We start from the raw sequence: 26,296 nt of genomic DNA on the forward strand, positions 1-26,296 counted from the left end.
CAAATGAATAAAGTAATCTAGGAGGATCATTATTATGGCGTTACTACAAAAAACAAGGATTATTAACTCGATGCTGCAAGATGCAGCGGGGAAGCCGGTTAATTTTAAAGAAATGGCAGAAACATTGAGAGATGTCATTGATTCAAACATTTTCGTATTAAGCAGAAGAGGGAAGCTTCTTGGCTACTCCATTAACCAGCAGATTGAAAATGCACGTATGAAAAAAATGCTGGAAGATCGTCAGTTCCCTGAAGAATATACAAAAAGCTTATTCAATGTCCCTGAAACATCTTCAAACCTTGACATCAACAGTGAGTACACAGCTTTCCCGATTGAGAACCGTGATTTATTCCAATCAGGTTTGACAACGATTGTACCAATCATCGGAGGCGGAGACCGCTTAGGGACGTTAATCCTTTCTCGTTTGCAAGATACATTCACAGATGATGATTTAATTCTTGCTGAATACGGCGCAACAGTTGTTGGAATGGAGATTCTTCGCGAGAAAGCGGAAGAAATTGAAGAAGAAGCAAGAAGTAAAGCGGTTGTTCAAATGGCAATCAGCTCTCTTTCATATAGTGAGCTTGAAGCGATTGAGCATATCTTTGAAGAACTTGATGGAAACGAAGGGCTGCTTGTGGCAAGTAAGATTGCTGACCGTGTAGGAATCACTCGTTCAGTGATCGTAAACGCACTTCGTAAATTAGAAAGTGCAGGCGTTATTGAATCTCGTTCTCTTGGAATGAAGGGAACATACATCAAAGTGTTAAACAACAAATTTTTAATTGAACTTGAAAATTTAAAATCTCACTAATCAAAAAAAACCCTTTTCGGCCGAAATAAACGCTGAAAAGGGTTTTTTTGTATAAAAAATGAGGATTTGTCCGAAAAATGACACTCTTTTTTCCAAGAAACCCCTTACAATTCTGTAGTGCTTTGAATCTAGGTCTTTATACCTATTCGTAAAATAGATATATATTACGAGTTTTTTTTACAATTACATCATAGACTTTAATCCTATTATTTCTTACAATGAACATATGGTTTTACAAATCTCGACATGATTAAATGGAATGAAATACATATGATTGGAGGTATATGGTTTTGGATATATTTTCTGGAACGATAAGTAACCTTGAGAATGCCTTGGGCAGAGCGAACGTTAAGCAAAAAGTCATAAGCAATAATATCGCGAATATAGACACACCGAACTACAAGTCTAAAAAAGTTGCATTCCACGACATGCTAAATGATGCGTCAATCAAATTAGATGCTAAAAAAACATACCAAGGTCACATTGATTTCTCTAAAACAGGGTCTAATTATTCAGTTGTTTCGAGTAACCGTACTTCTTATCAAGAAAACGGAAATAATGTCGATATTGATCAAGAGATGAGTGAACTCGCTAAAAACCAAATTCAGTATAATGCGTTGGTTGAAAGAATGAGCGGAAAGTTCAATTCTCTTAAAACAGTTTTGACAGGAGGTAAGTGATGTCGATTTTTTCAGGCGTGAACGCTTCGGCCTCAGCATTAACAGCACAGAGGCTCAGAATGGACGTTGTATCTTCTAACCTTGCGAATATGGATACAACAAGAGCTAAACAGGTTGATGGCAAGTGGGAGCCTTATAGACGCAAGCTCGTCACATTACAGCCGTCAGGTGAATCATTTTCATCTATATTGAACTCAAGCATGAATTCGAGCGGCAAATTAGGAAACGGCGTCAAAGTAACAAAAATTACTGAAGACGAAACTCCATTCAACCTTCAATATGATCCTACAAATCCCGATGCCAATGAAAATGGATATGTTCAAACACCAAACGTTGATCCATTAAAGGAAATGGTTGATCTCATCAGCAGCTCAAGATCATATGAAGCAAACGTGACTGCGCTGAATGCGAATAAAAGCATGCTGATGAAAGCTTTAGAAATAGGAAAGTAAGGTGAAAAGAATTGGTTAACGCAATATCTCCTTTCCAGCTTCAAACCGCTCAGCAAGCAAGTGAATTGACGAATGCATCGTCTGTGCAGGCGGCTGCACCTAAAAGTCAAACGAATTTCTCTGATGTGCTGAAGAATTCCATTGAGGCATTAAATCAATCACAGCTGAAATCAGACCAGTATACGAATGCTCTCGCACAAGGGAAAGATGTCAATCTCGATGAAGTCATGATTGCTTCACAAAAAGCGAGTGTGACACTCACAGCTGCAACCGAGTTTCGGAATAAAGCAGTCGAAGCGTACCAAGAGATTATGAGAATGCAGATGTAGGAGGTGCTGGTGGACAAAAAATAGACTGAATGGAATGACCGGGGGTTAAGATGAATCGTACTTTAATGCAATTAAGAACAAAAACAGTTGAGTTTTGGCGAAATCGATCAAAATTACAAAAAATACTCATGATTGGCGGCGTAGCTGCCCTAGCAATCATTATTACGGTTGTTAGCATCTTTGCTTCTTCTGAAAAAATGGTTCCGTTGTTTAGAGATTTGTCTGAGGCAGAAGCAGGACAAATCAAACAGGAACTGGATGGCAAAAACGTTAAATCGGAACTTGCAAATAACGGAACGACGATTTTAGTTCCAGAAAAGCAAGCAGACACTTTAAAAGTAACACTTGCATCAGAAGGACTTCCTAAAACGGGGAATATTGATTACTCCTTCTTTGCGAACAATTCCGGCTTCGGTTTAACAGATAATGAATTTGATGTTCTGAAAGTAGACGCAACTCAGACAGAACTATCCAATCTGATCAACACGATTGATGGGATTAAAGATTCAAAGGTTATGATTAACCTGCCAAAAGATTCCGTTTTTGTTGGAGAAGAGCAAAGTAATGCATCAGCATCAATTGTGCTGCAAGTTCAACCAGGCTACACGCTTACTCAGCAACAAGTAAAAGGCCTTTATCATCTTATTTCAAAAAGTGTGCCGAATTTAAAAACAGAAAACATTGTCATTATGGACCAAGATTCCAACTACTATGACTTAAACAGCAGCTCAGATTCCTATGCAAGTGGAATGGATGCACAGCAGCAGAAAAAAGAGGAGATTGAAAAGAATCTTCAACGAAAAATTCAACAGCTGCTTGGAACGATGATGGGTCAAGAGAAAGTTGCCGTATCGGTCACTACAGACATTGATTTTACTGAAGAAAAAAGAAAAGAAGATCTTGTCGAACCAGTTGATCAAGAAAACATGCAAGGAATTGCTGTCAGCGCTGAAAAGATTGCTGAAACTTATTCAGGTAATGGCGCAGCAGCTGGAGGCACCGCTGGAACAGGTGACGATGATGTCACAAATTATCAAGGTGCCGATGGAACGAACGGAAGCGGAGATTACGAAAAGAGCGAAGATCGTATCAATTATGAAGTCAACCGCATTCATAAAGATATCAAAGAAAGTCCTTATAAAATCAGAGACGTTGGCATTCAGGCACTGGTTGAACCGCCTACTGCAAACGATCCGAACTCATTAACTGCTGAAAGGCAGGATGATATCAAAAAAATTCTTTCAACCATCATCAGTACATCGATTGATAAAGAATACACAAACGGTCAAGCGCTCACTCAAGCTGACTTAGATAACAAAATCGTTTTATCTGTATCAAAATTAGACGGTAAACAGCAAACGGCAGCAGAAAACCCTTCAAACAATATTCCAATTTGGGTTTATATTGTTGGCGGTGTGCTACTACTCGCCATTATCGCTCTCATCATTCTTCTCGTACGTAAGCGGAGAAAAGAAGAGGAAGAAGAGTTTGAGTTTGATGAACGTACACCAATTCATGTTCCTGATATCGATACTGAGCCAGAAACAGAAGAAATGGTGAGAAAAAATCAGCTTGAAAAAATGGCAAAAGATAAACCAGAAGACTTTGCTAAATTGCTACGCAGCTGGCTGTCCGAGGATTAGGAGGAATACACATGTCGAGAAAAGATCCAAATCGACTAACAGGCAGACAAAAAGCAGCAATCCTAATGATTTCCTTAGGGCTAGACGTGTCAGCATCTGTATACAAACATCTGTCTGAAGACGAAATAGAAAAATTAACATTAGAAATTTCCAATGTACGAAGTGTAGATACTGCTAAAAAAGATGAAGTCATCGAAGAGTTTCACAGCATTGCCATCGCGCAGGACTACATATCACAAGGCGGCCTTATGTACGCAAGACAAGTGCTTGAAAAAGCGCTTGGTGAGGACAAAGCGGACAGCATCTTAAATCGCTTAACATCCTCACTTCAAGTGAAACCATTTGATTTTGCGAGAAAGGCTGACCCAGAGCAAATTTTAAACTTTATCCAGCATGAGCATCCACAAACCATTGCGCTCATTCTTTCCTACTTAGATCCAGTACAGGCTGGACAGATTTTATCTGAGTTAGGCGAGGAAGTACAAACTGAGGTTGCAAGAAGAATTGCTTTAATGGATCGCACATCTCCAGAGATCATCAATGAGGTGGAACGTATTCTTGAACAAAAGCTTTCTTCAACCTTTACGCAAGATTATACCCAAACGGGCGGAGTTGAAGCGGTAGTCGAAGTACTGAATGGTGTAGACCGTGCAACGGAGAAAACCATTTTAGATACACTGGAAATTCAAGATCCTGAGCTTGCTGATGAAATTAAGAAACGTATGTTTGTCTTTGAAGACATTGTTACTCTTGATAGCAGAGCCATTCAGCGCGTGATTCGAGATGTTGAAAATGACGATTTACTACTTGCACTCAAAGTGGCAAGCGAAGAAGTCAAAGAAATTGTCTTCCGCAACATGTCGCAACGTATGGTCGAAACGTTCAAAGAAGAAATGGAGTTTATGGGGCCTGTCCGGCTTAGAGATGTCGAGGAAGCACAGACTCGTATTGTCAGCATCGTAAGACGACTTGAAGAGGCTGGAGAAATCGTCATAGCTCGAGGTGGAGGAGACGATATCATTGTCTAGGATTATCAAACATGAAACATCTGTTATTCCTGAACAAGGCCGTCAAACCATTCCCTTGCAGCAAGTGGAATTCAAAAGAGAACATCACGAAGAAGAGCTTGTCAACGAGACAGAAGCATCTCAGCTTGTATTAAGTGATGCACAAGATGAAGCAAGCCGTATTTTAGAACAAGCAAATCGTGAGCTGGAACAAACAATGGCTGAAATCAATCAGCGGCGAGCTGATTTTGAAGCAGAAAGAGTACAGCTCATTGAAGAAGCGAAACAAACAGGATATCAAGATGGTTTTCAAAAGGGCGAAGCAGATGCGAATTTACAGTATCAATCGATTCTTGATCAAGCGAATGACATTGTCAGCCTTGCAAAGCAGGACTATGAAGCGAAAATCGAAAGCTCTGCTGAAGAAATTGTCGAACTTGCCTTTGAGCTCGCTAAACGAGTATGGAATGCAGCTGAGGACACAAAAGAACAATTTTTAACGCTAGTGAAGCAGGTCATTTCAGAAGTGAAGGAATATGACGATATTTCCATCTATGTCGACCCTGCACATTACGAACATGTGATGGAATATAAAGATGAATTATATAGAATCCTTCAAAAGAATACACATCTTGCCATTTACTCGGATGAAAAAGCACCAAAAGGTACTTGTTACGTCGAAACAAGCTTTGGAAAAGTGGAAGCGAGCGTTGATACCCAAATGAATCAGTTAAAAGAAAAGTTATTAGAAGTCATTGATTCAGGTGATCACAAATGAACATAGATGTGCTAAAAGAAACGATTGAAACCGCCGATCCTTATAAACGTTTTGGTAAAGTCAATCGAGTTGTTGGACTGATGATCGAGTCCAAGGGGCCAGAAAGCTCAATCGGTGATGTATGTCTTATTCACAAAAAAGGGAGTAAGAATCATCCGATCAAAGCAGAAGTCGTTGGCTTTAAAGATGAAAACATTTTGCTCATGCCCTACGTAGAAGCCTCTAACATCTCACCAGGCAGTCTTGTTGAAGCAACAGGTGAGTCGTTAAAGGTCAAAGTAGGAACTGGTTTAATCGGTCAGGTTGTTGATGCCTTCGGTGATCCACTGGACGGCAGCATGCTTCCTAAAGGACTTGCACCTGTCTCAACAGAACAATCTCCTCCAAACCCGATGGACAGACCGCCTATTCGTGAAAAAATGGGCGTTGGTGTCAGAGTGATCGACAGCTTGCTCACAGTCGGCACTGGTCAAAGAATTGGCATATTCGCGGGAAGCGGTGTTGGAAAAAGTACCTTGATGGGGATGATTGCCAAGCAGACAGAAGCGGATCTCAATGTCATTGCACTTGTTGGAGAGCGTGGACGTGAAGTTCGCGAGTTTATCGAAAAAGATTTAGGAGCTGAAGGCCTGAAGCGTTCGATTGTTGTTGTCGCAACTTCAGATCAGCCCGCACTGACAAGATTAAAAGCAGCCTATACTGCAACAGCTATTGCCGAATATTTCAGAGACAGAGGCAAAAATGTCATGTTTATGATGGATTCTGTCACAAGGGTCGCCATGGCACAGCGGGAAATAGGACTTGCAACCGGTGAACCGCCAACAACAAAAGGATATACGCCTTCAGTGTTCGCTATACTGCCAAAATTGCTAGAACGAACTGGTACAAATCAACTTGGTTCCATCACAGCGTTTTACACAGTGCTTGTTGATGGTGACGATATGAATGAGCCGATCGCTGATACAGTGCGGGGGATTTTAGATGGCCACATAGTACTTGATCGTGCACTGGCCAACAAAGGACAGTTTCCAGCTGTCAATATTCTGAAAAGTATCAGTCGTGTCATGAGTAATATCGCAAGTCATGATCACAAGGAAGCGGCTAACCGGTTCCGCCAGCTTTTATCCACATATCAAAACGCTGAAGACCTCATTAACATTGGAGCATATAAAAAAGGCTCCTCTAAAGATATTGATGAGGCCATGCAAGCTTACCCACAACTGATTTCATTTTTGAAGCAGGACGTTGAAGAGGCTGTATCGATTGAAGACAGCGTGAGGATATTGCTCAGTTTGATGAATAGAGAGGATTGACAAAAACAGTGAGATATCAATACAAATTTCAAAAGCTCTTAGAATTGAAAGAAAGTGAAAAAGACAAATCACTCGCAGCGTATCAACAATCCGTTTCGGCATTTGAGCAAGCCGCTGAAAAACTCTATGAAAATATGAGTAAAAAAGAGCTAATGGAAAAGAGCAAAGAAGAAAAGCTGAGAAGTGGGATGAGTGTTCAAGAAATGCGTCATTATCAGCAATTTGTGACGAACTTAGATAACACCATTCATCATTATCAGCAGCTTGTGATCATGAAACGCCATCAAATGAATGAAAAACAATCTGATTTAACAGAAAAAAATATTGAGTTTAAAAAGTTTGAAAAAATGAAAGAAAAGCAATTTGAAAAGTTCTCCCTTGAACATAAGGCAATTGAAATGAAAGAAATGGATGATATCTCTATCAGCCAATTCATGTTTCAAGGACATTAGGAGTCGAGATGAATGCCTAAGAAGGAAAAAACAAAGGAATCAAGCGGCGGCGGTAAATTTCAATGGATCTTGTTTATTGTCATTATCCCATTGGTTGTGCTTGTGATTGTAACTGGCACAATCCTTTATATGGCAGGTTATGATCTAAAGAAACCGCTCCAAAACATTCCAGGGATTAGCAGCTTGATTGGATCAGATGACACATCAAAAACGTCATCTTCAAATAACGATCAACGTGATACAGAGTTGAAAGCGTTGAAAAAGACGATTAAAGAACAAGAGAATGAACTTGAAATTGCTCAAAAAGACTTGAAGACAAGCGATGAAGAGATTAAACGATTGAATCAAAAAATCAATTCACTTGAAAAAACATCTGATAAAGAGAACACGTCAGCAAGTGACAGTTCATCAAACAGTACATCATCAAGTAATAACGCATCAGGATCTTCAACTGATTCGTCAGCATCTTCTAATCAGCAATCAAAAGGAAAGGTCGCCAGCATTTATGAAAGCATGGATGCAGGGAAATCTGCCAAAATTCTATCAGAGCTAAGTGATAAAGAAGCTTTGAAGATCCTTGAAGAGCTGAGTAAAAATAAGCTGACGGACATATTAGCAAAACTGACACCTCAGAAGGCAGCAACGTTCACGAAGGAGCTTGCCAAAAAAGAAGAAAGTGAAAATGGAGGTGGACAATAAGTGAAGCTATTGGACATTGGAGCCTTACAGCAATCTTCCCAAGGTCTCTCGGGACTAAAGGGAGAGGGGGCAGTATATGCTCGCGGTCTGTTTAAACAATTGTTAAATGGCGCAGGTATTCAAAGTGGTCCAGCTATTTCTCAGCCAGCGGAAACCAATCTATCCATGAATGATGCGATGCAAATCATTGAAAAATGGATGCAATCACCTGAAGAGGGAATAGATGGAGATCTTCTTGCGGCACTTCAGGCGCTGCAAGGGCAAAAGCTTGAGGGGGCTGACTTAAAGTCACTTGAAGAGCTATTTCAAAAGATGGAATCGGTTATCTATGGCGATCAGGATGAGAAGCCAGTTGCTGAACATAGTGAACAGCTCATACAAGTCCACTTTTTCTTATATCAAATACTGAATCAGCAGCCGGTTAGCTTTGATGCAAAACTTGTACAGGATATCCAAGCAAAAGGTGAAGATTTCATCAAGTTTCTAACGAAAAACGGAGCAGATGAAAAGCTCATTCAACAAGTAAAAGAGCAGTTCTTCTCGCAAGGATCGGCACCTAAGCTGAATAATATGTCGCAAAGCGAGCTGAAACACTTTAATCAGTTAATCGATCATATGATGGCGAATGCGAAAGGGTCAGATAAAGAGTGGAAAATTTCCTTAGGAGAGTTAAAAGAAATGGTTGCTCCAAGGCAAGAATCTTCCTTCTCATCTCCAGCAAAAGGTGTTGCCTCACTTGAATGGCTCATGAAAAAAGAAGTCACCAAAGGTCAAGGCACTACGGCACCTGCTTCTGAAAAAACAATCACCCATACGCTGCTTCCAGGGCATAAACAGTTCTTCCAACTGCAATCAGCTGCTCCTGTGCAGCAGACGCAAACAACTGACGAAAAGCCAGGCACGGTTGATCAGCAGATTTTAAATACGTGGAAACAAATGAAGTTCACACCATTTGGCAATTCAAGCGGACGGTTTACCGTACGATTAAATCCAGAAAATCTAGGGTTTATTACCATCCAGCTAACGAAACAAAACGGGATGTATGCGAGTAAAATTACAGCTTCAACGCAAGCAGCAAAAGAGCTGCTCGAGCATCATCTGCCGCAGCTCAAGCAGGCGCTACCGAATATGTCGGTTCAAGTTGACCGTTTCCATATACCGCTTCAGTCAAATGAGCAGCCGTCTTTTGGACAATTTAATGAGGAAGGCAAGCAGCAGCCATCAAAAGGACAAAGTTTCCAGCAGCCTGATGAACAGGAAGCTGAATTCCAAGATGTACTAGATGCGCTTGTTGGATCAGAAGAAGAAGAGGAGGAGATCTAATGGCAACTGTTGATGCGACGAATAGAACAGCCGCACAAGCGGACACTTCTTCAAACGCAGCAAAGAAAACAGATACACTTGGCCGAGATCAGTTCTTGAAAATCTTACTTACGCAGCTTCAAAACCAAGATCCGACAAACCCGATTGATGACCGTGAGTTTGTCACACAGCTTGCAACATTTTCTTCTTTAGAACAGCAAATGAATATGAACGAATCTATCACTCAAATGAATCAGATCATGTCTACATTTGTTGCACACCAAGATCCATTTACGACATATGTAGGCTGGATTGGTAAAGAAGTAGCGGGCAAACAAGATGATAAAGACATATCTGGCACTGTGAAGTCTGTGAAAAACATAAACAATGAATATTTCCTATATTTGGAAGATGGGACGAAAATCAGCCCTTGGGACGTTACAACTGTTGGAGAAAAATCGTAAGCAAATCGAGGAGGAAAATAAATGTTACGCTCACTTTACTCAGGAATTAGCGGAATGAAAAACTTCCAAACAAAATTAGATGTTGTAGCCAATAACGTGGCCAACGTCAATACACATGGATACAAAAAAAGCCGTATCACTTTTAAAGATATGGTCAGTCAAACCATTGCAAGTTCTGGTGGACCGACGAATAACTCTGGTTCAATCAACTCAAAACAAGTTGGATTAGGATCAGCTTTATCTTCTATTGATAAAATCATGACATCAGGTTCTTCTCAAAATACAGACGAACCATATGATTTCTATATTAATGGAGATGGATTTTTCCGTATTGAAAAGCAAGGTGAAATCCTTTTTACAAGAACAGGGAACTTCAAACCTGATTCAAATGGGGATTTGGTAACATCTGATGGAAACTATCTTCTTGGTATGGATGGGCAAAGAATCAACATTCCACGAGACAATGTGTCAAGTGTTAGTGTTGGGCCAGATGGGACCGTTTCTGTTGTGGAGAACAACGTTTCTCGTACTGTTGGACAAGTATCACTTGTGTCTTTCAGTAATGCAGGAGGACTAGATAAAGTTGGGGATAACTTATATCGCCAAACACTCAGTTCCGGTGCACCAAGTAATGCCATGGCTCCTGGAACTCAAGGAACAGGTGAACTTCAAACAGGTAAACTTGAAATGTCAAACGTTGATTTAACAGACGAGTTTACAGAAATGATTATCGCACAGCGTGGATTCCAATCGAATGCAAAGACGATCACAACATCTGATGAAATTCTGCAAGAACTTGTGAATCTGAAACGATAGGAGGTAGGGGGAGCGATTTATCGCTTCTCTGCTTAATATGATTGAAGTGACAAGATTAAATGGCAAAGGATTTATGCTCAACGCTCTCCATATCGAGCAAATCGAAAGCTTTCCAGACACGACCATTACACTCGCCAATGGAAAGAAATTCGTTGTGAAAGAAGATGAAGAGCAGCTTCAGGAGAAAATCATTTCTTTCTATAGAAAAATCCAAGTCATTTCATTGAATCAAGGAATAGAGGAGTTTGAATGAAGAAGAAATTAGTCGTAGTAATGCTAATCATGATTATTGCTATCGTCGGAATTGGAGCAGGTATTGTCTTTCTGGTGAATGGGTCAGACGAAGCAAAAGCAGAAAAAGAGCCAACAGCAGATGAAGTCGTAAAAGCTTCTGTTGAAATTCCTGAGATTGTGACCAATTTAAAATCTGAAGGAAATGCGGTTAAACTTGTACTAAATATTGAAACAGATTCAGAAAAAGCCAAAGAAGAGCTTGAAAAAAGAAGCTTCCAAGTGAAAGATGCTGTGATCGACATTTTATCAGACACGAATGCAGATGAACTTGATGGCAAAAAAGGCAGAGAACATTTTAAAACACAGGTCAAAAACAAAGTGAATAACTATTTGCAAGATGGCAAGGTGAAAGAAGTTTATATAACCTCCTTTAATCTGCAATAGAGGCGATTAATTGACACGATGGAGGTGAAGAAATGTCAGGAGAAGTGCTTTCCCAGAATGAGATCGATGCATTATTATCCGCCATATCAACAGGTGAAATGGATGCAGAAGAGCTGAAAAAAGAAGAAACGACGAAAAAAGTGAAAGTGTACGACTTTAAACGTGCACTGCGCTTTTCAAAAGACCAGATTCGAAGTTTAACAAGAATTCATGATAACTTCGCTAGACTGCTTACCACACACTTTTCAGCGCAGCTAAGATCATATATTCAAATTTCTGTCAGCTCGGTTGACCAAGTGCCATATGAAGAATTTATTCGTTCGATTCCTAATATGACATTATTAAACTTATTTTACGTCAGCCCGCTTGAAGGAAGAATCATGCTTGAAGTGAACCCAACGATTGGCTATGCCATGATGGATAGGCTGATGGGTGGGATTGGCATTAGTCATAATAAGACAGAATCACTGACAGAAATCGAAACAAAGATTATCTCAAACATGTTTGAGGGAGCTTTGGAAAACTACAGAGAAGCGTGGCAGTCCATAACCGACATCGAGCCAGAAATGGCAGATTTCGAGGTAAATCCCCAGTTTGTTCAAATGGTGTCACCAAACGAAACAGTTGTCGTCATTTCTCTTAATACACAAATTGGTGAGGTAAGCGGGGTTATTAACCTCTGTATTCCTCACGTAGTATTAGAGCCTATTATTCCGAAGCTGTCTGTACACTACTGGATGCAATCTGAACGAAATGAACCGAAACAAGAAGAAACAAAGGCCATTGAAAAACGGATTATGACGGCGAAAATACCGGTAGTCGCAGAGCTTGGACAATCGGAAATGACGGTGGAAGAGTTTTTGAATTTGGAAATTGGTGATTGTATTGCCTTGGACAAACCAGTAAATGCGCCTCTTACTGTTATGGTCGGAAATAAACCGAAATTCTTGGGACAGGCCGGCCGCGTGAATCGGAAACAGGCGATTCAAATTCTAGATCACGACATAAGAGGTGAAGAAGATGGAGAATAACGGAAGTAAATTATCACAAGATGAAATCGATGCGCTCCTTAAAGGAGGCAGCAATGACGATATAGAGCCTGATACACTCCTTTCTGCAATGGAACAAGATGCCATTGGGGAAATCGGAAATATATCATTTGGAAGCTCTGCAACAGCACTTTCAACCCTATTAAGTCAAAAAGTGGAGATTACAACTCCAACTGTCACAGTGATTCAAAAAAGCAAGCTGAATGAGGAATTTCCTCATCCGTATGTCGCGATTGAAGTGAATTATACGGAAGGCTTCAGCGCTAGTAACCTGCTTGTCATCCAGCAAACCGATGCGGCAGTCATTGCGGATTTAATGATGGGCGGAGATGGAACAAATGCTGACCCGTCGTTAAGTGAAATTCACTTAAGTGCAGTACAAGAAGCGATGAACCAAATGATGGGTTCAGCAGCGACGTCCATGTCAACAGTCTTTAATAAAAAGATTGATATTTCTCCGCCTCGCGTTGAGTTGCTTGATGTGAAAGAAGGAGAAGGCACAGACCGCATTCCAGCTGAAGAGATGCTTGTTAAAGTGTCCTTTAGATTAACAATAGGTGAACTCATAGATTCAAATATTATGCAGCTTTACCCTATTACGTTTGCGAAAGATTTGATTGCAGAATTAACAGACCCAGCGGAAGAAGAGCCGGTTCAAGAAGCACCTCAGAGTGCACCTGAACCACAGCAGGCTGCTCCGCAAGCACAATCTGCTCCTATGCAGCAATCGGCACCGCCGAAAAGACAGGCGAAGCCAAAGCCGGCAGAACCAGTCAATGTGGCGCCAGTTGAATTTGAGGCATTTAGTGAGCCTCAGCATACAACAAGTCAGCTCGGTAATCTTGATATGCTGATGGATATTCCACTTTCCATTACAGTGGAGCTAGGAAGAACGCAGCGCAGTGTGAAAGAAGTACTTGAACTTTCCGCTGGAAGTATCATTGAACTGGACAAACTTGCAGGTGAGCCAGTCGACATTCTGGTCAACAAACGAATCGTCGCCAAAGGAGAAGTTGTTGTCATTGATGAGAACTTTGGTGTACGTGTGACTGACATTTTAAGTCAGTCTGAAAGACTTTCTAATTTAAAATAAACAAACATATAGGGAGAGAATAAGTAAATGGCTACTAAGGTATTAATCGTAGATGATGCAGCATTCATGAGAATGATGATTAAGGATATTCTTGTAAAAAACGGATTTGATGTAGTAGGAGAAGCAGAAAACGGCGCACAAGCTGTTGAAAAATTTAAAGAAACATCTCCTGATCTAGTCACAATGGATATCACAATGCCAGAAATGGACGGGATCACAGCATTAAAAGAAATTAAACAAATCGATGCTTCTGCAAAAATCATTATGTGCTCAGCGATGGGACAACAATCAATGGTTATTGATGCCATTCAAGCAGGTGCAAAAGACTTTATCGTGAAGCCATTCCAGGCAGACCGTGTACTTGAAGCAATTAATAAAACGTTAGGCTAAAAAAGGGTGTAAGACTTGTTGAAAAAACGTTTGATATGTATAGCAATGATCAGTTTTATGCTTTTCTTGACAGCGCAGCCAGCCTCACTGTTTGCTGAAACAAAAGATCCTGAAAATGGAATGGTGAATGACTGGATCAAAGATGAGAAAGAAAGCAAAAAGGATACAGAAAAGAAAACCACTGACAATCAAACGAATCCGGCAGAAGAAGTTCCCTCTTCTTCTGTCTCCATTATGGATTTTGTCAAAATGATTGGTGCCTTACTTTTTGTCATCCTGCTCATTTACGGATTGGTGAGATTTGTTGGAAAGCAAAACCGCTTACTCAAGCCATTTCGCTATGTTGAAAATATTGGCGGAACGACGGTTGGTCAAAATCGTTCAGTTCAGCTGATCAAAGTGGGCAAACGAGTATTAGTTGTCGGCGTAGCAGACTCAATCCAGCTGCTAAAAGAAATCGATGATGAACAAGAATGCGAAGCGATTGTGAAACAATACGAAGAAGCGATGGAAAGTAAGACTGACTTACCGAAAATGATGCAAAAATTAACATCGCAAGTGAAGAAACACGATCAGCCGACCACTTCTTCTTTTTCAGCCAATTTAAAGGCGCAGCTAGCCGAATTGAAAAAGACCCAATCAGAAGTCAGAAAGAAAGGCCCGAAACAAAATGAATGAGTTTATCGATTTATTTAATTCCAGTGGCGCAGGGAATATTAGCACATCTGTCCGTCTTCTTTTATTGTTAACTGTATTTTCAGTTGCACCAGGCATTCTTATTTTAATGACCTGTTTTACACGGATTGTGATTGTTCTTTCGTTCGTCAGAACATCACTTGCAACCAACTCAATGCCGCCAAACCAAGTGCTTGTAGGACTTGCTTTGTTTCTCACATTTTTTATTATGGCACCCACGTTCTCAGAGATTAATAAAGAGGCACTCACGCCGCTTTTAAATGATGATATTACGTTAAATCAGGCCTATGAAAAAGCCGAAGTGCCAATTAAAGAGTTTATGAGTAAACATACGAGACAGAAAGATTTGGCTTTATTTCTTAGTTACGCAAAAATGGATACCCCTGAATCGATTAAAGATATTCCCTTAACGGCGATGGTACCAGCGTTTGCAATTTCAGAATTAAAGACGGCATTTCAAATTGGTTTCATGATCTTTATTCCATTTTTAATTATTGACATGGTGGTCGCAAGTGTCCTGATGTCGATGGGGATGATGATGCTTCCGCCGGTTATGATATCGCTCCCTTTCAAAATATTGTTATTTGTATTAGTTGATGGATGGTATTTGATTGTTAAATCTTTGCTGCAAAGCTTTTAGAGTAGGTGCTTAAAACATGAGTTCAGAATTTGTCATTACGATGGCTGAAAGATCAGTGTATGTTGTATTACTTGTCAGCGGGCCGCTTCTAGCGCTCGCACTAATCGTGGGACTAATTGTCAGTGTGTTTCAGGCGACAACCCAAATCCAAGAACAGACGCTTGCGTTCATTCCAAAAATTGTTGCAGTGCTCATTGGACTTGTTGTGTTTGGTCCGTGGATGCTTTCAACAATTGTGTCATTTACAACAGAGCTGTTCTCGAATTTAGATCGATTTGCAGGTTAATCAGAGATGTCAATCATAGAATTATTTCCTGCCTTTCTTCTCGTTTTCATTCGGATCACCGCTTTTTTCGTGACAGTGCCGCTATTAGCGCATCGAACGATACCAGCAGTTCACAGAGTTGGTTTTTCACTGTTTTTGGCTGTCATTAGTTTTAGCACCATTAAAGAACCGCCAGCACTCGATATCGACGGTCTTTACATGATGCTTGCCGTGAAAGAAGCAATGGTCGGACTTCTGCTTGGACTGATTGCATATATCATGGTGTCCGCAGTTCAAATTGCCGGCTCATTCATCGATTTTCAAATGGGTTTTGCGATTGCCAATATTATTGATCCACAAACAGGGGCGCAAACGCCGCTGATGGGGCAGTTTTTTTATACGGTGACCTTGCTACTGATGCTGGCAACAAATGCACATCATTTGCTGCTTGATGGAATCTATTACAGTTTTCAATATATTCAAGTTGATCAGTATGCGCTGAACTTCGGCAGTGAATCTTTTGCTTACTTTATTGCAAAGAGCTTCAACCAAATGTTCATCATAGCCTTTCAAATCTCAGCACCTGTTGTGGCTAGTTTGTTTTTAGTCGATTTGGCATTAGGAATTGTGGCACGTACAGTTCCGCAAATGAACGTATTTGTCGTTGGACTGCCCATTAAAATGGGCGTGAGTTTTATTATGATCATCATTTGTATGGGTGTCATCTTCGGGGTCGTCCAAAATACATTTGAAACGATTGTGCTCACCATGAGGAATTTCTTAGCATTGGTCGGTGGTTCGTCATGACGACAAGACTTAGACTCGACTTGCAATTTTTCGCAGGTGAAAAAACAGAAAAAGCAACACCGAAAAAGAGACGGGATTCACGTAAAAAAGGGCAGGTTGCCAAAAGTACCGACGTCAATACAGCCATCTCATTTCTACTAATCTTTTTATCATTCTTTTTTATTGGGCCTTTTATGAAAGAGCGTATTATTGCGCTCATTGAACGTTTTTATTCAACAACGATGCTAATGAAGGTTAGCACATCTAATATTCATCAACTATTTGTGGAATTGCTTCAGGAAACAGGACTCCTCCTCATGCCAATCCTTGGTGTTGGTATGCTGGCAGGGATCATTAGTAACTATTTGCAGGTTGGCTTTCTCTTTTCGACAGAAGTAATCAAACCGAAATTAGAAAAACTCGATCCAATCAAAGGGTTTAAACGCATATACAGTATTCGAGCCCTCGTAGAGCTATTAAAATCCATTTTGAAAATTGGTTTAATTGGTTTTGCGACATTTATTGCACTTTGGATGCACTTTGACGATATCCTGAGGCTTCCTTTATTAACAGCAGAGGAAACTCTTCATTTCGTGGCAAATATGACCTTGATTATGGGTCTATATGCAGCAGGTGCTCTCATGATCTTAGCAGGGCTTGATTATATGTATCAGAAATTTGATTATGAAAAAAACTTACGGATGTCTAAACAAGACATCAAAGATGAGTATAAAAAATCAGAGGGTGACCCGCTCATAAAATCAAAAATTAAACAGCGGCAAAGGGAAATGGCCATGAGACGGATGATGCAGGAAGTCCCAAAAGCGGACGTCATCATTACAAACCCGACCCACTACGCAATTGCCTTGAAATATGACGAAGAAAAGATGGACGCGCCGTTTGTTGTGGCAAAGGGAACAGATATTTTGGCTTTGAAAATTAGAACAATTGCGAAAGAACATGATGTCATGACTGTAGAGAACCGGCCACTCGCCCGCGCCCTCTATGATCAAGTGGATATCGACCAAGCGGTGCCGGAAGAATATTTTAAGGCGATCGCAGAAATTTTGGCTTACGTATATAAAACGAAACAAAAGATTTTATGAATTTTTGGTTTTAAAAGGAGAGAACAGGCATGTCAGCAAGAGATTTATCTGTTTTATTCAGTGTTATTTTAATCGTGGCGATGCTGGTCATACCGTTTCCGCCCGTCCTATTAAGTATTTTAATCATTATTAATATTTCTCTTGCGCTTATCGTGCTTCTCACCACAATGAACATGCAAGAACCACTGCAATTTTCCATTTTTCCATCGTTACTTTTGCTCTTAACACTGTTTCGTTTAGGGCTTAACATCTCTACAACCCGTTCTATTTTATCAACTGGAGATGCTGGTAAGGTTGTAGAAACGTTTGGATCATTTGTTGTTGGGGGCAATATACTCGTTGGTCTGGTTGTCTTCCTTATTCTCATCATCATTCAGTTTGTTGTCATCACCAAAGGGGCAGAGCGTGTATCAGAGGTTGCGGCCAGATTTACACTCGATGCGATGCCAGGTAAACAGATGAGTATTGACGCAGATTTGAATGCAGGAATGCTGACAGAAAGTGAAGCTAGAAACCGCCGTGAAAAAGTAGCAAGAGAAGCAGACTTTTATGGTGCGATGGATGGTGCAAGTAAGTTCGTTAAAGGGGATGCCATCGCAGGTATTATCATCGTTATTATCAATATTATTTTTGGCATCATTATTGGGATGATTCAGCAAGGAATGTCGATTCAAGAATCAGCTTCCCACTTTACTCTTTTAACAGTAGGGGACGGAATCGTGTCGCAAATTCCTGCACTTCTTATTTCAACAGCGACAGGGATTGTTGTCACGAGAGCGGCTTCTAACGGAAACCTCGGTTCAGACATTACGGGTCAGCTCTTTGCCTTCCCTGCCATGCTTTATGTCACAGCAGGTACGATCTTCCTGCTTGGATTGTTTACGCCAATTGGCGTACTTTTGACAGGGCCGATCGCAGGTTTACTTGCACTCGGTGCCTACATGATGTCGAAAAACAAACAGGATCAAGAAGAGATTGAAGAAGTACTGGAAGAACAGGCAGAGGTAGAAGAGATGAAAAGTCCAGAAAGCGTCATTCATCTCCTGCAAATGGATGCCATTGAATTTGAATTTGGCTACGGGTTGATCCCGCTTGCAGATGCCAATCAAGGCGGAGACCTGCTAGACCGAATTGTCATGATCAGAAGGCAGCTTGCTCTTGAACTAGGTCTTGTCATTCCAGTTGTCCGTATTCGAGACAACATTGCGCTGAACCCGAATGAATACAGGCTCAAAATAAAAGGGAACGAAGTGGCAAAAGGAGAGCTGCTGCTCGATCATTACTTAGCGATGTCTCCAACGCCTGATGATGATCCGATTGAAGGAATTGAAACAATCGAACCATCCTTTGGTCTGCCGGCAAAATGGATATCAGAAGCAGAAAAAGATCAGGCTGAAATGCTTGGGTATACAGTGGTCGATCCAGCATCTGTTGTGTCTACCCACATCACAGAGAAGATTAGACAAAACACCCATGAACTGCTTGGACGCCAAGAAACGAAGCAATTAATCGATCATCTGAAAGAAAGTTATCCAGTTCTAGTAGATGAGGTAACACCGAATCCACTAGCAGTCGGGGATATCCAAAAAGTACTTGCAAAGCTTCTGAAAGAAAAGGTCTCCATTCGAAACCTTGTGACCATTTTTGAGACCCTTGCAGACTACGGAAAATTAACGACTGATACAGATTTGCTAACAGAGTATGTTAGACAGGCACTTGCAAGACAGATTACTGCACAGTATGCAAGAGAAAATGAATCACTGAAAGTCGTGACATGCTCAGGCCGAGTCGAAAAGGTGATTGCAGACAGCGTGCAGCAAACAGAGCATGGGAACTACTTATCGTTAGATCCAGAATCCTCTGAAAGTGTGATTCAATCAGTGGCGAGAGAAATTGAACAGCTTTCGCTTCGTCAGGAAACGCCGGTTCTATTATGCTCACCTCCTATAAGAATGTACGTCAAACAGTTGTTAGAAAGATATTTCCCAGATTTACCGGTACTATCTTATAACGAACTAGAAGCAAATGTGGAAGTACAGAGCATCGGAGTGGTGGATATCTAATGAAAATGAAAAAAATCACAGCGAATTCTATGCAGGAGGCAACGATCCAAATCAGGCAGCAGCTTGGGAAGGATGCCGTCATATTAAATTCGAAAACCGTTGTCAAACGAAAGCTGTTCGGTTTAAAAAAACAGCAAATGGTCGAAGTGATTGCAGTGCTGGATCAAGATTTTGAAGAAAGAGCCGGTAAAGGATTACAACCAGCAGCTGCGCCTATCCCGGTGTTACCGAAAAAGGAGCAGACTCAACACCTTACACAAGAGCTGCCGGCTGCTGCTCAAGCAGTCAAAGCAGCGCCTTCTCATTCTCAGCCTATAGAATATACAAGAAACGAACGCCATGCCGGGATCTTGCCGGATTCTCTCATGAAAATGGATCAAAAGCTAAAGGATCAAGGTCTTGATGCTGAGATTCGAGATGAGTGCTTAAAGGGTCTTTTAACAAAAGGTGCTGTGAAAGAAGAGCAGATTGAAAAAGAACTTGAAAAACTACTCACAGGGATGCTGCCGGCTCACACTTCTGATGAGCCGATGATTCGTTCGAAATACATTGTGCTGTTTGGTTCAACTGGTGCTGGTAAAACGACAACGATTGCAAAGCTGGCTGCGAAAACGGCTATTCAGCAGCAAAAGAAAATTGCTTTTATCACAACAGATACGTACCGGATTGCAGCGATTGAACAACTAAAAACATATGCTGAACTGCTGAATGCACCTCTTGAAGTTTGTTATTCAAGAGAGGACTTTGTGAAAGCACAGCAGACCTTTAAAGATTATGATCATATTTTCATCGATACAGCAGGCCGTAACTTTAAAGAAGAGGCGTACATCAAAGAGCTGACAGATATCATTCCATTTGATGAAAGCATTCAAAGTTTTCTCGTCATGAGTGCGACATCGAAATATCAAGATATGAAAGCCATGGTCAAACGTTTTGAACACGTTCCAATCGATCAATTTATTTTTACAAAAGTTGATGAAACAGACACGATGGGAACGATCTTTCAAATCATTGCAGAATCTCAAATCGGGCTCGGATTTTTAACAAATGGTCAAAATGTACCTGAGGATATTCTTGAGAGTTCCCCCCTTGATTTGACAAGGATGGTCTTACAATGATGAAGCCTGACCAAGCCGAAGGTTTAAGAAAGCTTGTTCAGCAGAATCAACTGATTGTACCGAACACTCTTCGTGCGAATGGACAGGCGAAAACCATTGCTGTCATGAGCGGTAAAGGCGGAGTAGGTAAATCGAATTTGACGCTGAATATGGCACTGTCTATCGCAAGTACGGGCAAGCAAGTGCTCATCATCGACCTCGACTTTGGCATGGGGAATATTGATATTTTACTAGGGAAAACATCGACCAGCTCTATATTAGACGTGCTTGTTAGAAAAAAATCCTTCCAAGCGGCTATGACAAAAGGAACGGACAATCTGTATTACATTTCTGGCGGAAGCGGGCTTGAACAGCTGTTTTCTTTAGACAAAGATCAATGGTCGTTCTTTTTAGAAGAGATGGAGAAAATATTGAATGACTTTGATTGTATATTTTTTGATATGGGTGCAGGCTTGTCAAAAGATCAACTCCCTTTTGTCTTATCGGCAGGAGAGGTGGTCGTTGTGACAACGCCAGAACCAACATCCATCATGGATGCCTACAGCGCAATTAAGCACTTAGCCATTCATCAGTTTGAACAGTCTGTTCAAATCATCGTCAACCGGTGTAAAACCCCGTCAGAAGGGTCTGAAACGTACCGGAAATTAGCAGGAGTGGTGACGTCCTTTCTACACCGAAAGCTTGTGTTTGCTGGGGCGGTGCCTGATGATCCTGCTGTTCCTAAAGCAGTCACTGAACAAATGCCATTTTATATGAAGCAGCCTCATTCAAGGCTAAGTAAAACCATTAAAATGCTAGCTGAAACACTGTATCATCAGCAGATAAGAGAGGCACGGAGAGAGCAGCATACGTTTATAGATAAGTTGTCCTCTTTTTTTAAAAGGAGGAAGGTGGACTCATGATTAGAGTGCTTGTAGTAGATGACTCGGCTTTTATGAGAAAACTCATCAGTGATTTCCTAAGTGCCGAGCAAGAAATTGAAGTCGTCGGAACGGCGCGAAATGGAGAAGATGCCTTAAAGCGGATTAAGGAATTGAATCCAGATGTTGTCACACTTGATGTGGAAATGCCTGTTCTAAATGGAACAGAAGCATTAAAACAAATTCTGGCTGAACACGACCTTGCTGTGATTATGGTGTCAAGCCAGACGAAGCAAGGGAAGGAATTAACCATCCATTGCTTAGAACTCGGTGCTTTTGACTTTGTGACAAAGCCTTCAGGAAGTATTTCGCTCGATTTACACAAAGTAAGAGGTCAAATTGTAGAGCGGGTACTTGCGGCAGGCCTGTCTAGAAAACGTACTGAGAAACAAGTTTCTCCTAAGCCGTTCATGAAGCCGCCAAGTCCAATTCCAGCGGCCGCTCCCCGCCTGCAAGAAGTAAGAAGCGGTTCATCACTCCGAAAGATTATTTCAATCGGAACTTCTACGGGAGGGCCTAGGGCGCTTCAACGAGTCGTCACGAAGCTGCCAAAAGACATAGAGGCGCCGATTTTGATTGTGCAGCATATGCCGGCAGGATTTACGGCATCGCTGGCTACTAGATTAGATCATTTATCACAAATTACGATCAAAGAAGCTCAAGATGGAGACATCGCTAAAAATGGAGTGGCTTACATAGCTCCTGGTGGATTGAATATGTCACTTCACGAACAAGGGGCAGCTTTAGTGATCAGGCTGTCCCCAGAAGACACTGACAGCCGTCACAAACCTTCTGTTAACTATTTATTTGAATCCATCAGCAACATAAAAGGTTACGAGAAAATCGCTGTCATTATGACAGGAATGGGTAGTGATGGCACAGAAGGTGTCAAAAAAATGGTCGCAAGCGGTCATACAAAAGTCATTGCAGAAAAAGAAGAATCATGTGTTGTTTTCGGAATGCCTAAATCAGTCATTAAAGCAGGCCTTGCACATGAAACAAGGCATGTGGATGACATCGCACATGCAATTATAAGCTCCATGAAAAAAGAGAGGGCGTGAACACGTTGGATGTAAACCAATACTTAGATATCTTTTTAGATGAAAGCAGAGAACACTTACAAACTTGTAATGAAAAACTTCTTGAATTAGAAAAGAACCCAACAGACTTGCAGCTAGTGAATGATATATTCAGAGCCGCTCATACACTGAAAGGCATGAGTGCAACGATGGGCTTTGATGATATGGCTCAATTAACACATCATTTAGAAAACATGTTTGATGCCATCAGAAACGAACAAATGATTGTCACTCCTGAATCAATGGATACGATGTTTGAAGCACTCGATCACCTTGAAGCAATGGTTCAATCGATTGCAGAGGGCGGGGATGGAAAACGTGATGTCACAGAGATTAGTAAAAAACTAGATGTGACAGGAAGCCATGCAGAAACAGCATCTGCCGTTGAGACTGCTGAAGCATCATCAGCTGCAAGCGACCTAGATTATAACGAATTTGAACGAACAGTTCTTGATGAAGCGAGAGAACAAGGCTTTAAATGTTATGAGCTGAACGTGACATTAAGTGACGCATGCTTATTAAAAGCCGTTCGTGTCTATATGATTTTTGAAAGACTGAACGAAGCAGGAGAAGTTGTCAAAACGGTTCCGAATGCAGAACTTTTAGAATCAGAAGATTTTGAATCTGAATTCAGCATTTCTTACTTATCGAAACAGCCGATGGAAGAAGTGAAAAAAATCGTGACAGCGATCTCAGAGGTTGAACAAGTGGAGATTTCTGAAGTCTCTGCCTTTGAAGAAGCGGCTCCGGCTGAAACAAAAGCAGAGAAACCTGAGCAGAAAAATGAAGAAGTCGCAGCTCCTGCTGCTAAAGCGCCAGCAAACGATGCGCCAAAAGCAAATGGCAATAACGGTGCAGCTGCCGGCGGAACGAAAACGATCCGTGTCAACATCGATCGTCTAGATTCACTTATGAACTTGTTTGAAGAGCTTGTCATTGATAGAGGACGTTTAGAACAGATTGCTAAAGAACTTGAAAACAACGAACTCACGGATACAGTGGAAAGAATGTCCCGTATTTCTGGAGACCTGCAATCGATCATCTTGAACATGAGAATGGTGCCTGTAGAAACGGTGTTTAACAGATTCCCACGTATGATTCGTCAATTGACGAAAGAGCTCAATAAGAAAATTGAACTGATCATTGAAGGTGCTGAGACAGAGCTTGATCGAACAGTGATCGATGAAATTGGCGATCCACTCTTACACTTACTTAGAAACAGTCTCGATCACGGGATTGAATCACCAGAAGAACGTGTGAAAAAAGGCAAACCAGAAAAAGGAACTGTTCTTTTAAAAGCATATCATAGCGGAAACCATGTCTTCATTGAGGTCGAAGATGATGGCGGCGGGATTAACCGTAAAAAGGTCCTTGAGAAAGCATTAGAGCGCGGGGTTATTACAGAAAGAGAAGCGGAAACACTTGAAGATCACCAAATTGATTCATTGATCTTTGCAGCAGGGTTCTCTACAGCTGATACGATTTCTGATATCTCGGGCCGAGGTGTAGGTCTTGACGTTGTGAAAAACAAGCTGGAATCATTAGGTGGTTCTGTGAGTATTAACTCAACAGAAGGTCAAGGCTCACTGTTCTCAATTCAGCTTCCACTCACATTATCGATCATTTCCGTACTTCTTGTGAAACTAGAGGAAGAAACATTTGCTATTCCGATTTCTTCTATTATAGAAACGGCTGTCATTAAGAAGAGTGACATCCTTCAAACGCATGATCGTGAAGTCATTGATTTCCGTGGATTTATCGTACCGGTTGTGTACTTGAAGAAACAGTTCAACGTACCAAATGCGAATGATTTAGAAGAAGAACTGCACATTATTGTTGTCCGTAAAGGAGACAAGCTAACAGCATTTGTGGTCGATTCGTTTATCGGTCAGCAAGAGGTTGTATTGAAATCACTTGGAGATTACCTACCAAACGTATTTGCGATATCAGGCGCAACAATCTTAGGTGACGGTCAGGTTGCACTCATCGTTGACTGTAATGCACTGATTAAGTAAAAAACAATAGAGGAGCGGTCTGAAATGAGTACAGATATCAAAACTGGCGAAAAGATGATTGTGTTTATCGTAAACAAAAAAGAATACGCCATTTCAGTATCAGAAGTAAAGTCCATTGAAAAATGGCAGCAGCCGACAAGAGTTCCTGGCGTTGCCCCTTATATATGCGGTGTCATTAATCTACGTGGTGTCGTGACACCTGTCATTGACCTTAGAGTGAGACTTGGATCAACTGACAACGAGATTACAGACGAAACAAGAATGATTATTGTACAAGTTGGTGACATTGAAGTCGGCTGGATTGTTGATGAAGCAAATGATGTCATTACTGTTCATCAGGAAGAGGTAGAATCTTCTACTGATTCAGCTGAAAAAGAAGGACTGTCATGGGTGACAGGAATTATTAAGCATGATCAGCGTCTATTCAATATCATTCATGCTGGTGCGGTCCTCGACAAGAGCGTGCAAGATGCACCTGTTCATTAAGGGGGATGTGAAATGAGCATTTTCAATGAAATTAAAGATGAACAGCTAGATATATTAAGTGAGGTTGGGAATATCGGAGCAGGCCATGCAGCGTCTGCTCTTGCCAGCCTATTGAATCGCAAAATTGATATGGCTGTTCCTTTTGTCAAAGTTCTCTCGTTTGAAGATTTAATGGATTTCTTTGGTGGAGCAGACCTTCCAGTTGCCAGTATCTTTTTGCGAATGGAGGGTGATCTTACCGGTTCAATCTTTTTCATTATGCCGTTTGAACAAGCTGAACAATTTGTAAGAGAGCTTGTTCAGGACCCAGCATTTGATATTGATACGATTCATGAACACATGCTAGGAACATCAGCGCTTCATGAGCTAGGAAATATTTTAGCAGGCTCTTATTTATCAGCACTTGCCGATTTAACAAAACTGCAGCTTCAACCAAGTGTTCCAGATGTCACGCTCGACATGTTCGGGGCTGTCATTAGTGAAGGATTAATGCAGTTTAGCCCTCTCGGCGATCAGGCGATTGTGATTGATACATCGATTTTCGATGATCAAAATCAGCAAGAGCTGAAAGGAAATATGTTTCTATTACCAGACTTTGAATCGTTTGAAAAACTGTTCAAAGCATTAGGTAACCTATAATGAACGTGCAGATTCCGGCAGTTGTAAAGGTTGGTATAGCGGATGTTCAGCTTGTGAAAACACCGGACCGTATACGGACATCCGGTCTCGGTTCTTGCGTAGGACTTGTCCTTTTTGACCAAGAAAAAAAACTGGCAGGACTTGTCCATGTCATGCTTCCAGACTCCTCTCTTTCAAAAGGAGCGGTAGAGAACTTGGCTAAGTATGCAGATACAGGTGTCAAGCATACAATTGATCTGCTCTTAAAAGAAGGAGCGCGCAAACATGCGCTAAAAGCGAAGCTTGCTGGCGGCGCAGAAATGTTTAAATTTAAGTCAACCAATGATCTGATGAGAATTGGACCTAGAAATGTATCAGCTGTGAAAGAACATCTGTCTCTTCATCATATCCCGATCATTAGTGAGGACACGGGCGGAAACAATGGACGCACGATTGAATTCGATCCGCTTACAACAGAACTTGAGATCCGCACTGTGAAACAAGGCATTATGAAGATATAACTAAGGAAGTATAGGGGGAGAAAG

General features: G+C 41.1%; 31 protein-coding genes. All 31 read left to right on the forward strand.

Translation table 11 applies throughout. The features are described 5' to 3' along the window. The first annotated feature begins 34 nt into the window (after positions 1 to 34). The 31 genes from codY to NST24_RS08150 all read left to right on the forward strand — a co-directional run bounded on the left by codY (position 35) and on the right by NST24_RS08150 (position 26,272). Complete coding sequence (codY, locus tag NST24_RS08000) at positions 35 to 814, forward strand: GTP-sensing pleiotropic transcriptional regulator CodY (RefSeq protein WP_007499612.1); 780 nt, start codon at positions 35 to 37, stop codon at positions 812 to 814. 290 nt (positions 815 to 1,104) lie between these two features. Then, positions 1,105 to 1,494, forward strand: coding sequence for a flagellar basal body rod protein FlgB (gene flgB / locus NST24_RS08005; protein WP_017359092.1), 390 nt, complete (start codon positions 1,105 to 1,107; stop codon positions 1,492 to 1,494). Beyond that, complete coding sequence (flgC, locus tag NST24_RS08010) at positions 1,494 to 1,946, forward strand: flagellar basal body rod protein FlgC (RefSeq protein ID WP_007499610.1); 453 nt, start codon at positions 1,494 to 1,496, stop codon at positions 1,944 to 1,946. The genes flgB and flgC overlap by 1 nt, the downstream gene beginning before the upstream one ends. Before the next feature lie 11 nt (positions 1,947 to 1,957). Then, positions 1,958 to 2,275 (forward strand): flagellar hook-basal body complex protein FliE, encoded by a 318-nt coding sequence (gene fliE / locus NST24_RS08015; RefSeq protein WP_007499609.1) that lies wholly within the window; start codon positions 1,958 to 1,960, stop codon positions 2,273 to 2,275. Positions 2,276 to 2,325: 50 nt separating this feature from the next. Then, the gene (fliF, locus tag NST24_RS08020; RefSeq protein ID WP_017359091.1) at positions 2,326 to 3,918 is read left to right on the forward strand and encodes a flagellar basal-body MS-ring/collar protein FliF; all 1,593 of its coding nucleotides are present in this window, start codon (positions 2,326 to 2,328) and stop codon (positions 3,916 to 3,918) included. Positions 3,919 to 3,929: 11 nt separating this feature from the next. Beyond that, on the forward strand, positions 3,930 to 4,946 hold the full coding sequence (fliG, locus tag NST24_RS08025) for a flagellar motor switch protein FliG (protein ID WP_034281776.1): 1,017 nt from the start codon (positions 3,930 to 3,932) through the stop codon (positions 4,944 to 4,946). After that, complete coding sequence (gene fliH, locus NST24_RS08030; RefSeq protein ID WP_342462512.1) at positions 4,939 to 5,703, forward strand: flagellar assembly protein FliH; 765 nt, start codon at positions 4,939 to 4,941, stop codon at positions 5,701 to 5,703. The genes fliG and fliH overlap by 8 nt, the downstream gene beginning before the upstream one ends. After that, on the forward strand, positions 5,700 to 7,016 hold the full coding sequence (gene fliI, locus NST24_RS08035; RefSeq protein ID WP_008344803.1) for a flagellar protein export ATPase FliI: 1,317 nt from the start codon (positions 5,700 to 5,702) through the stop codon (positions 7,014 to 7,016). Before fliH ends, fliI begins: the two co-directional genes overlap by 4 nt. An 8-nt stretch (positions 7,017 to 7,024) precedes the next feature. Continuing rightward, a complete protein-coding gene (fliJ, locus tag NST24_RS08040) occupies positions 7,025 to 7,468 on the forward strand; it encodes a flagellar export protein FliJ (protein ID WP_024720352.1) in 444 nt (147 codons plus the stop codon). 12 nt (positions 7,469 to 7,480) lie between these two features. Continuing rightward, a complete protein-coding gene (locus tag NST24_RS08045) occupies positions 7,481 to 8,167 on the forward strand; it encodes a MotE family protein (RefSeq protein ID WP_342462513.1) in 687 nt (228 codons plus the stop codon). Then, positions 8,168 to 9,490: a flagellar hook-length control protein FliK gene (locus NST24_RS08050; protein ID WP_342462514.1), complete on the forward strand. Its 1,323-nt coding sequence runs from the start codon at positions 8,168 to 8,170 to the stop codon at positions 9,488 to 9,490. Next, positions 9,490 to 9,933: a flagellar hook assembly protein FlgD gene (flgD, locus tag NST24_RS08055; RefSeq protein ID WP_041507305.1), complete on the forward strand. Its 444-nt coding sequence runs from the start codon at positions 9,490 to 9,492 to the stop codon at positions 9,931 to 9,933. Before NST24_RS08050 ends, flgD begins: the two co-directional genes overlap by 1 nt. Before the next feature lie 21 nt (positions 9,934 to 9,954). Next, on the forward strand, positions 9,955 to 10,749 hold the full coding sequence (gene flgG, locus NST24_RS08060; RefSeq protein WP_008344796.1) for a flagellar basal body rod protein FlgG: 795 nt from the start codon (positions 9,955 to 9,957) through the stop codon (positions 10,747 to 10,749). Between the two features lie 37 nt (positions 10,750 to 10,786). After that, positions 10,787 to 11,002 (forward strand): flagellar FlbD family protein, encoded by a 216-nt coding sequence (locus tag NST24_RS08065; RefSeq protein WP_008344794.1) that lies wholly within the window; start codon positions 10,787 to 10,789, stop codon positions 11,000 to 11,002. Then, positions 10,999 to 11,427, forward strand: coding sequence for a flagellar basal body-associated protein FliL (gene fliL / locus NST24_RS08070; protein ID WP_007499592.1), 429 nt, complete (start codon positions 10,999 to 11,001; stop codon positions 11,425 to 11,427). The genes NST24_RS08065 and fliL overlap by 4 nt, the downstream gene beginning before the upstream one ends. A gap of 32 nt (positions 11,428 to 11,459) precedes the next feature. Next, a complete protein-coding gene (fliM, locus tag NST24_RS08075; RefSeq protein WP_008354483.1) occupies positions 11,460 to 12,458 on the forward strand; it encodes a flagellar motor switch protein FliM in 999 nt (332 codons plus the stop codon). Next, positions 12,448 to 13,569 (forward strand): flagellar motor switch phosphatase FliY, encoded by a 1,122-nt coding sequence (fliY, locus tag NST24_RS08080; protein WP_007499588.1) that lies wholly within the window; start codon positions 12,448 to 12,450, stop codon positions 13,567 to 13,569. Before fliM ends, fliY begins: the two co-directional genes overlap by 11 nt. Positions 13,570 to 13,596: 27 nt before the next feature. Continuing rightward, the gene (locus NST24_RS08085; RefSeq protein ID WP_003212360.1) at positions 13,597 to 13,959 is read left to right on the forward strand and encodes a response regulator; all 363 of its coding nucleotides are present in this window, start codon (positions 13,597 to 13,599) and stop codon (positions 13,957 to 13,959) included. 18 nt (positions 13,960 to 13,977) lie between these two features. After that, a complete protein-coding gene (gene fliZ / locus NST24_RS08090) occupies positions 13,978 to 14,637 on the forward strand; it encodes a flagella biosynthesis regulatory protein FliZ (RefSeq protein ID WP_041090515.1) in 660 nt (219 codons plus the stop codon). After that, positions 14,630 to 15,295: a flagellar type III secretion system pore protein FliP gene (gene fliP / locus NST24_RS08095; protein WP_007499580.1), complete on the forward strand. Its 666-nt coding sequence runs from the start codon at positions 14,630 to 14,632 to the stop codon at positions 15,293 to 15,295. The genes fliZ and fliP overlap by 8 nt, the downstream gene beginning before the upstream one ends. Before the next feature lie 16 nt (positions 15,296 to 15,311). Next, complete coding sequence (gene fliQ, locus NST24_RS08100) at positions 15,312 to 15,581, forward strand: flagellar biosynthesis protein FliQ (protein WP_003211206.1); 270 nt, start codon at positions 15,312 to 15,314, stop codon at positions 15,579 to 15,581. Positions 15,582 to 15,587: 6 nt separating this feature from the next. Continuing rightward, on the forward strand, positions 15,588 to 16,367 hold the full coding sequence (gene fliR / locus NST24_RS08105; RefSeq protein ID WP_007499578.1) for a flagellar biosynthetic protein FliR: 780 nt from the start codon (positions 15,588 to 15,590) through the stop codon (positions 16,365 to 16,367). After that, complete coding sequence (gene flhB, locus NST24_RS08110) at positions 16,364 to 17,452, forward strand: flagellar biosynthesis protein FlhB (protein WP_039166670.1); 1,089 nt, start codon at positions 16,364 to 16,366, stop codon at positions 17,450 to 17,452. The genes fliR and flhB overlap by 4 nt, the downstream gene beginning before the upstream one ends. Positions 17,453 to 17,481: 29 nt before the next feature. After that, complete coding sequence (gene flhA, locus NST24_RS08115; protein ID WP_007499573.1) at positions 17,482 to 19,515, forward strand: flagellar biosynthesis protein FlhA; 2,034 nt, start codon at positions 17,482 to 17,484, stop codon at positions 19,513 to 19,515. Next, complete coding sequence (flhF, locus tag NST24_RS08120; protein ID WP_342462515.1) at positions 19,515 to 20,633, forward strand: flagellar biosynthesis protein FlhF; 1,119 nt, start codon at positions 19,515 to 19,517, stop codon at positions 20,631 to 20,633. The genes flhA and flhF overlap by 1 nt, the downstream gene beginning before the upstream one ends. Beyond that, positions 20,630 to 21,535, forward strand: a complete 906-nt coding sequence (locus NST24_RS08125) for a MinD/ParA family protein (RefSeq protein ID WP_058337350.1) — start codon at positions 20,630 to 20,632, stop codon at positions 21,533 to 21,535. The genes flhF and NST24_RS08125 overlap by 4 nt, the downstream gene beginning before the upstream one ends. After that, entirely contained in the window at positions 21,532 to 22,614 is a 1,083-nt protein-coding gene (locus tag NST24_RS08130) for a chemotaxis response regulator protein-glutamate methylesterase (protein WP_008344775.1), read from the forward strand. The genes NST24_RS08125 and NST24_RS08130 overlap by 4 nt, the downstream gene beginning before the upstream one ends. A gap of 5 nt (positions 22,615 to 22,619) precedes the next feature. Continuing rightward, complete coding sequence (locus tag NST24_RS08135) at positions 22,620 to 24,647, forward strand: chemotaxis protein CheA (protein WP_024720362.1); 2,028 nt, start codon at positions 22,620 to 22,622, stop codon at positions 24,645 to 24,647. A 24-nt stretch (positions 24,648 to 24,671) separates the two neighbouring features. Beyond that, a complete protein-coding gene (locus NST24_RS08140; RefSeq protein WP_008344771.1) occupies positions 24,672 to 25,133 on the forward strand; it encodes a chemotaxis protein CheW in 462 nt (153 codons plus the stop codon). A gap of 12 nt (positions 25,134 to 25,145) precedes the next feature. After that, complete coding sequence (locus NST24_RS08145; RefSeq protein WP_024720363.1) at positions 25,146 to 25,772, forward strand: chemotaxis protein CheC; 627 nt, start codon at positions 25,146 to 25,148, stop codon at positions 25,770 to 25,772. Beyond that, positions 25,772 to 26,272, forward strand: a complete 501-nt coding sequence (locus tag NST24_RS08150) for a chemotaxis protein CheD (protein WP_007499566.1) — start codon at positions 25,772 to 25,774, stop codon at positions 26,270 to 26,272. The genes NST24_RS08145 and NST24_RS08150 overlap by 1 nt, the downstream gene beginning before the upstream one ends. Positions 26,273 to 26,296 lie beyond the last annotated feature (24 nt).

The sequence above is a fragment of the Bacillus sp. FSL R5-0286 genome, assembly GCF_038593245.1.
GTDB lineage: Bacteria > Bacillota > Bacilli > Bacillales > Bacillaceae > Bacillus > Bacillus altitudinis.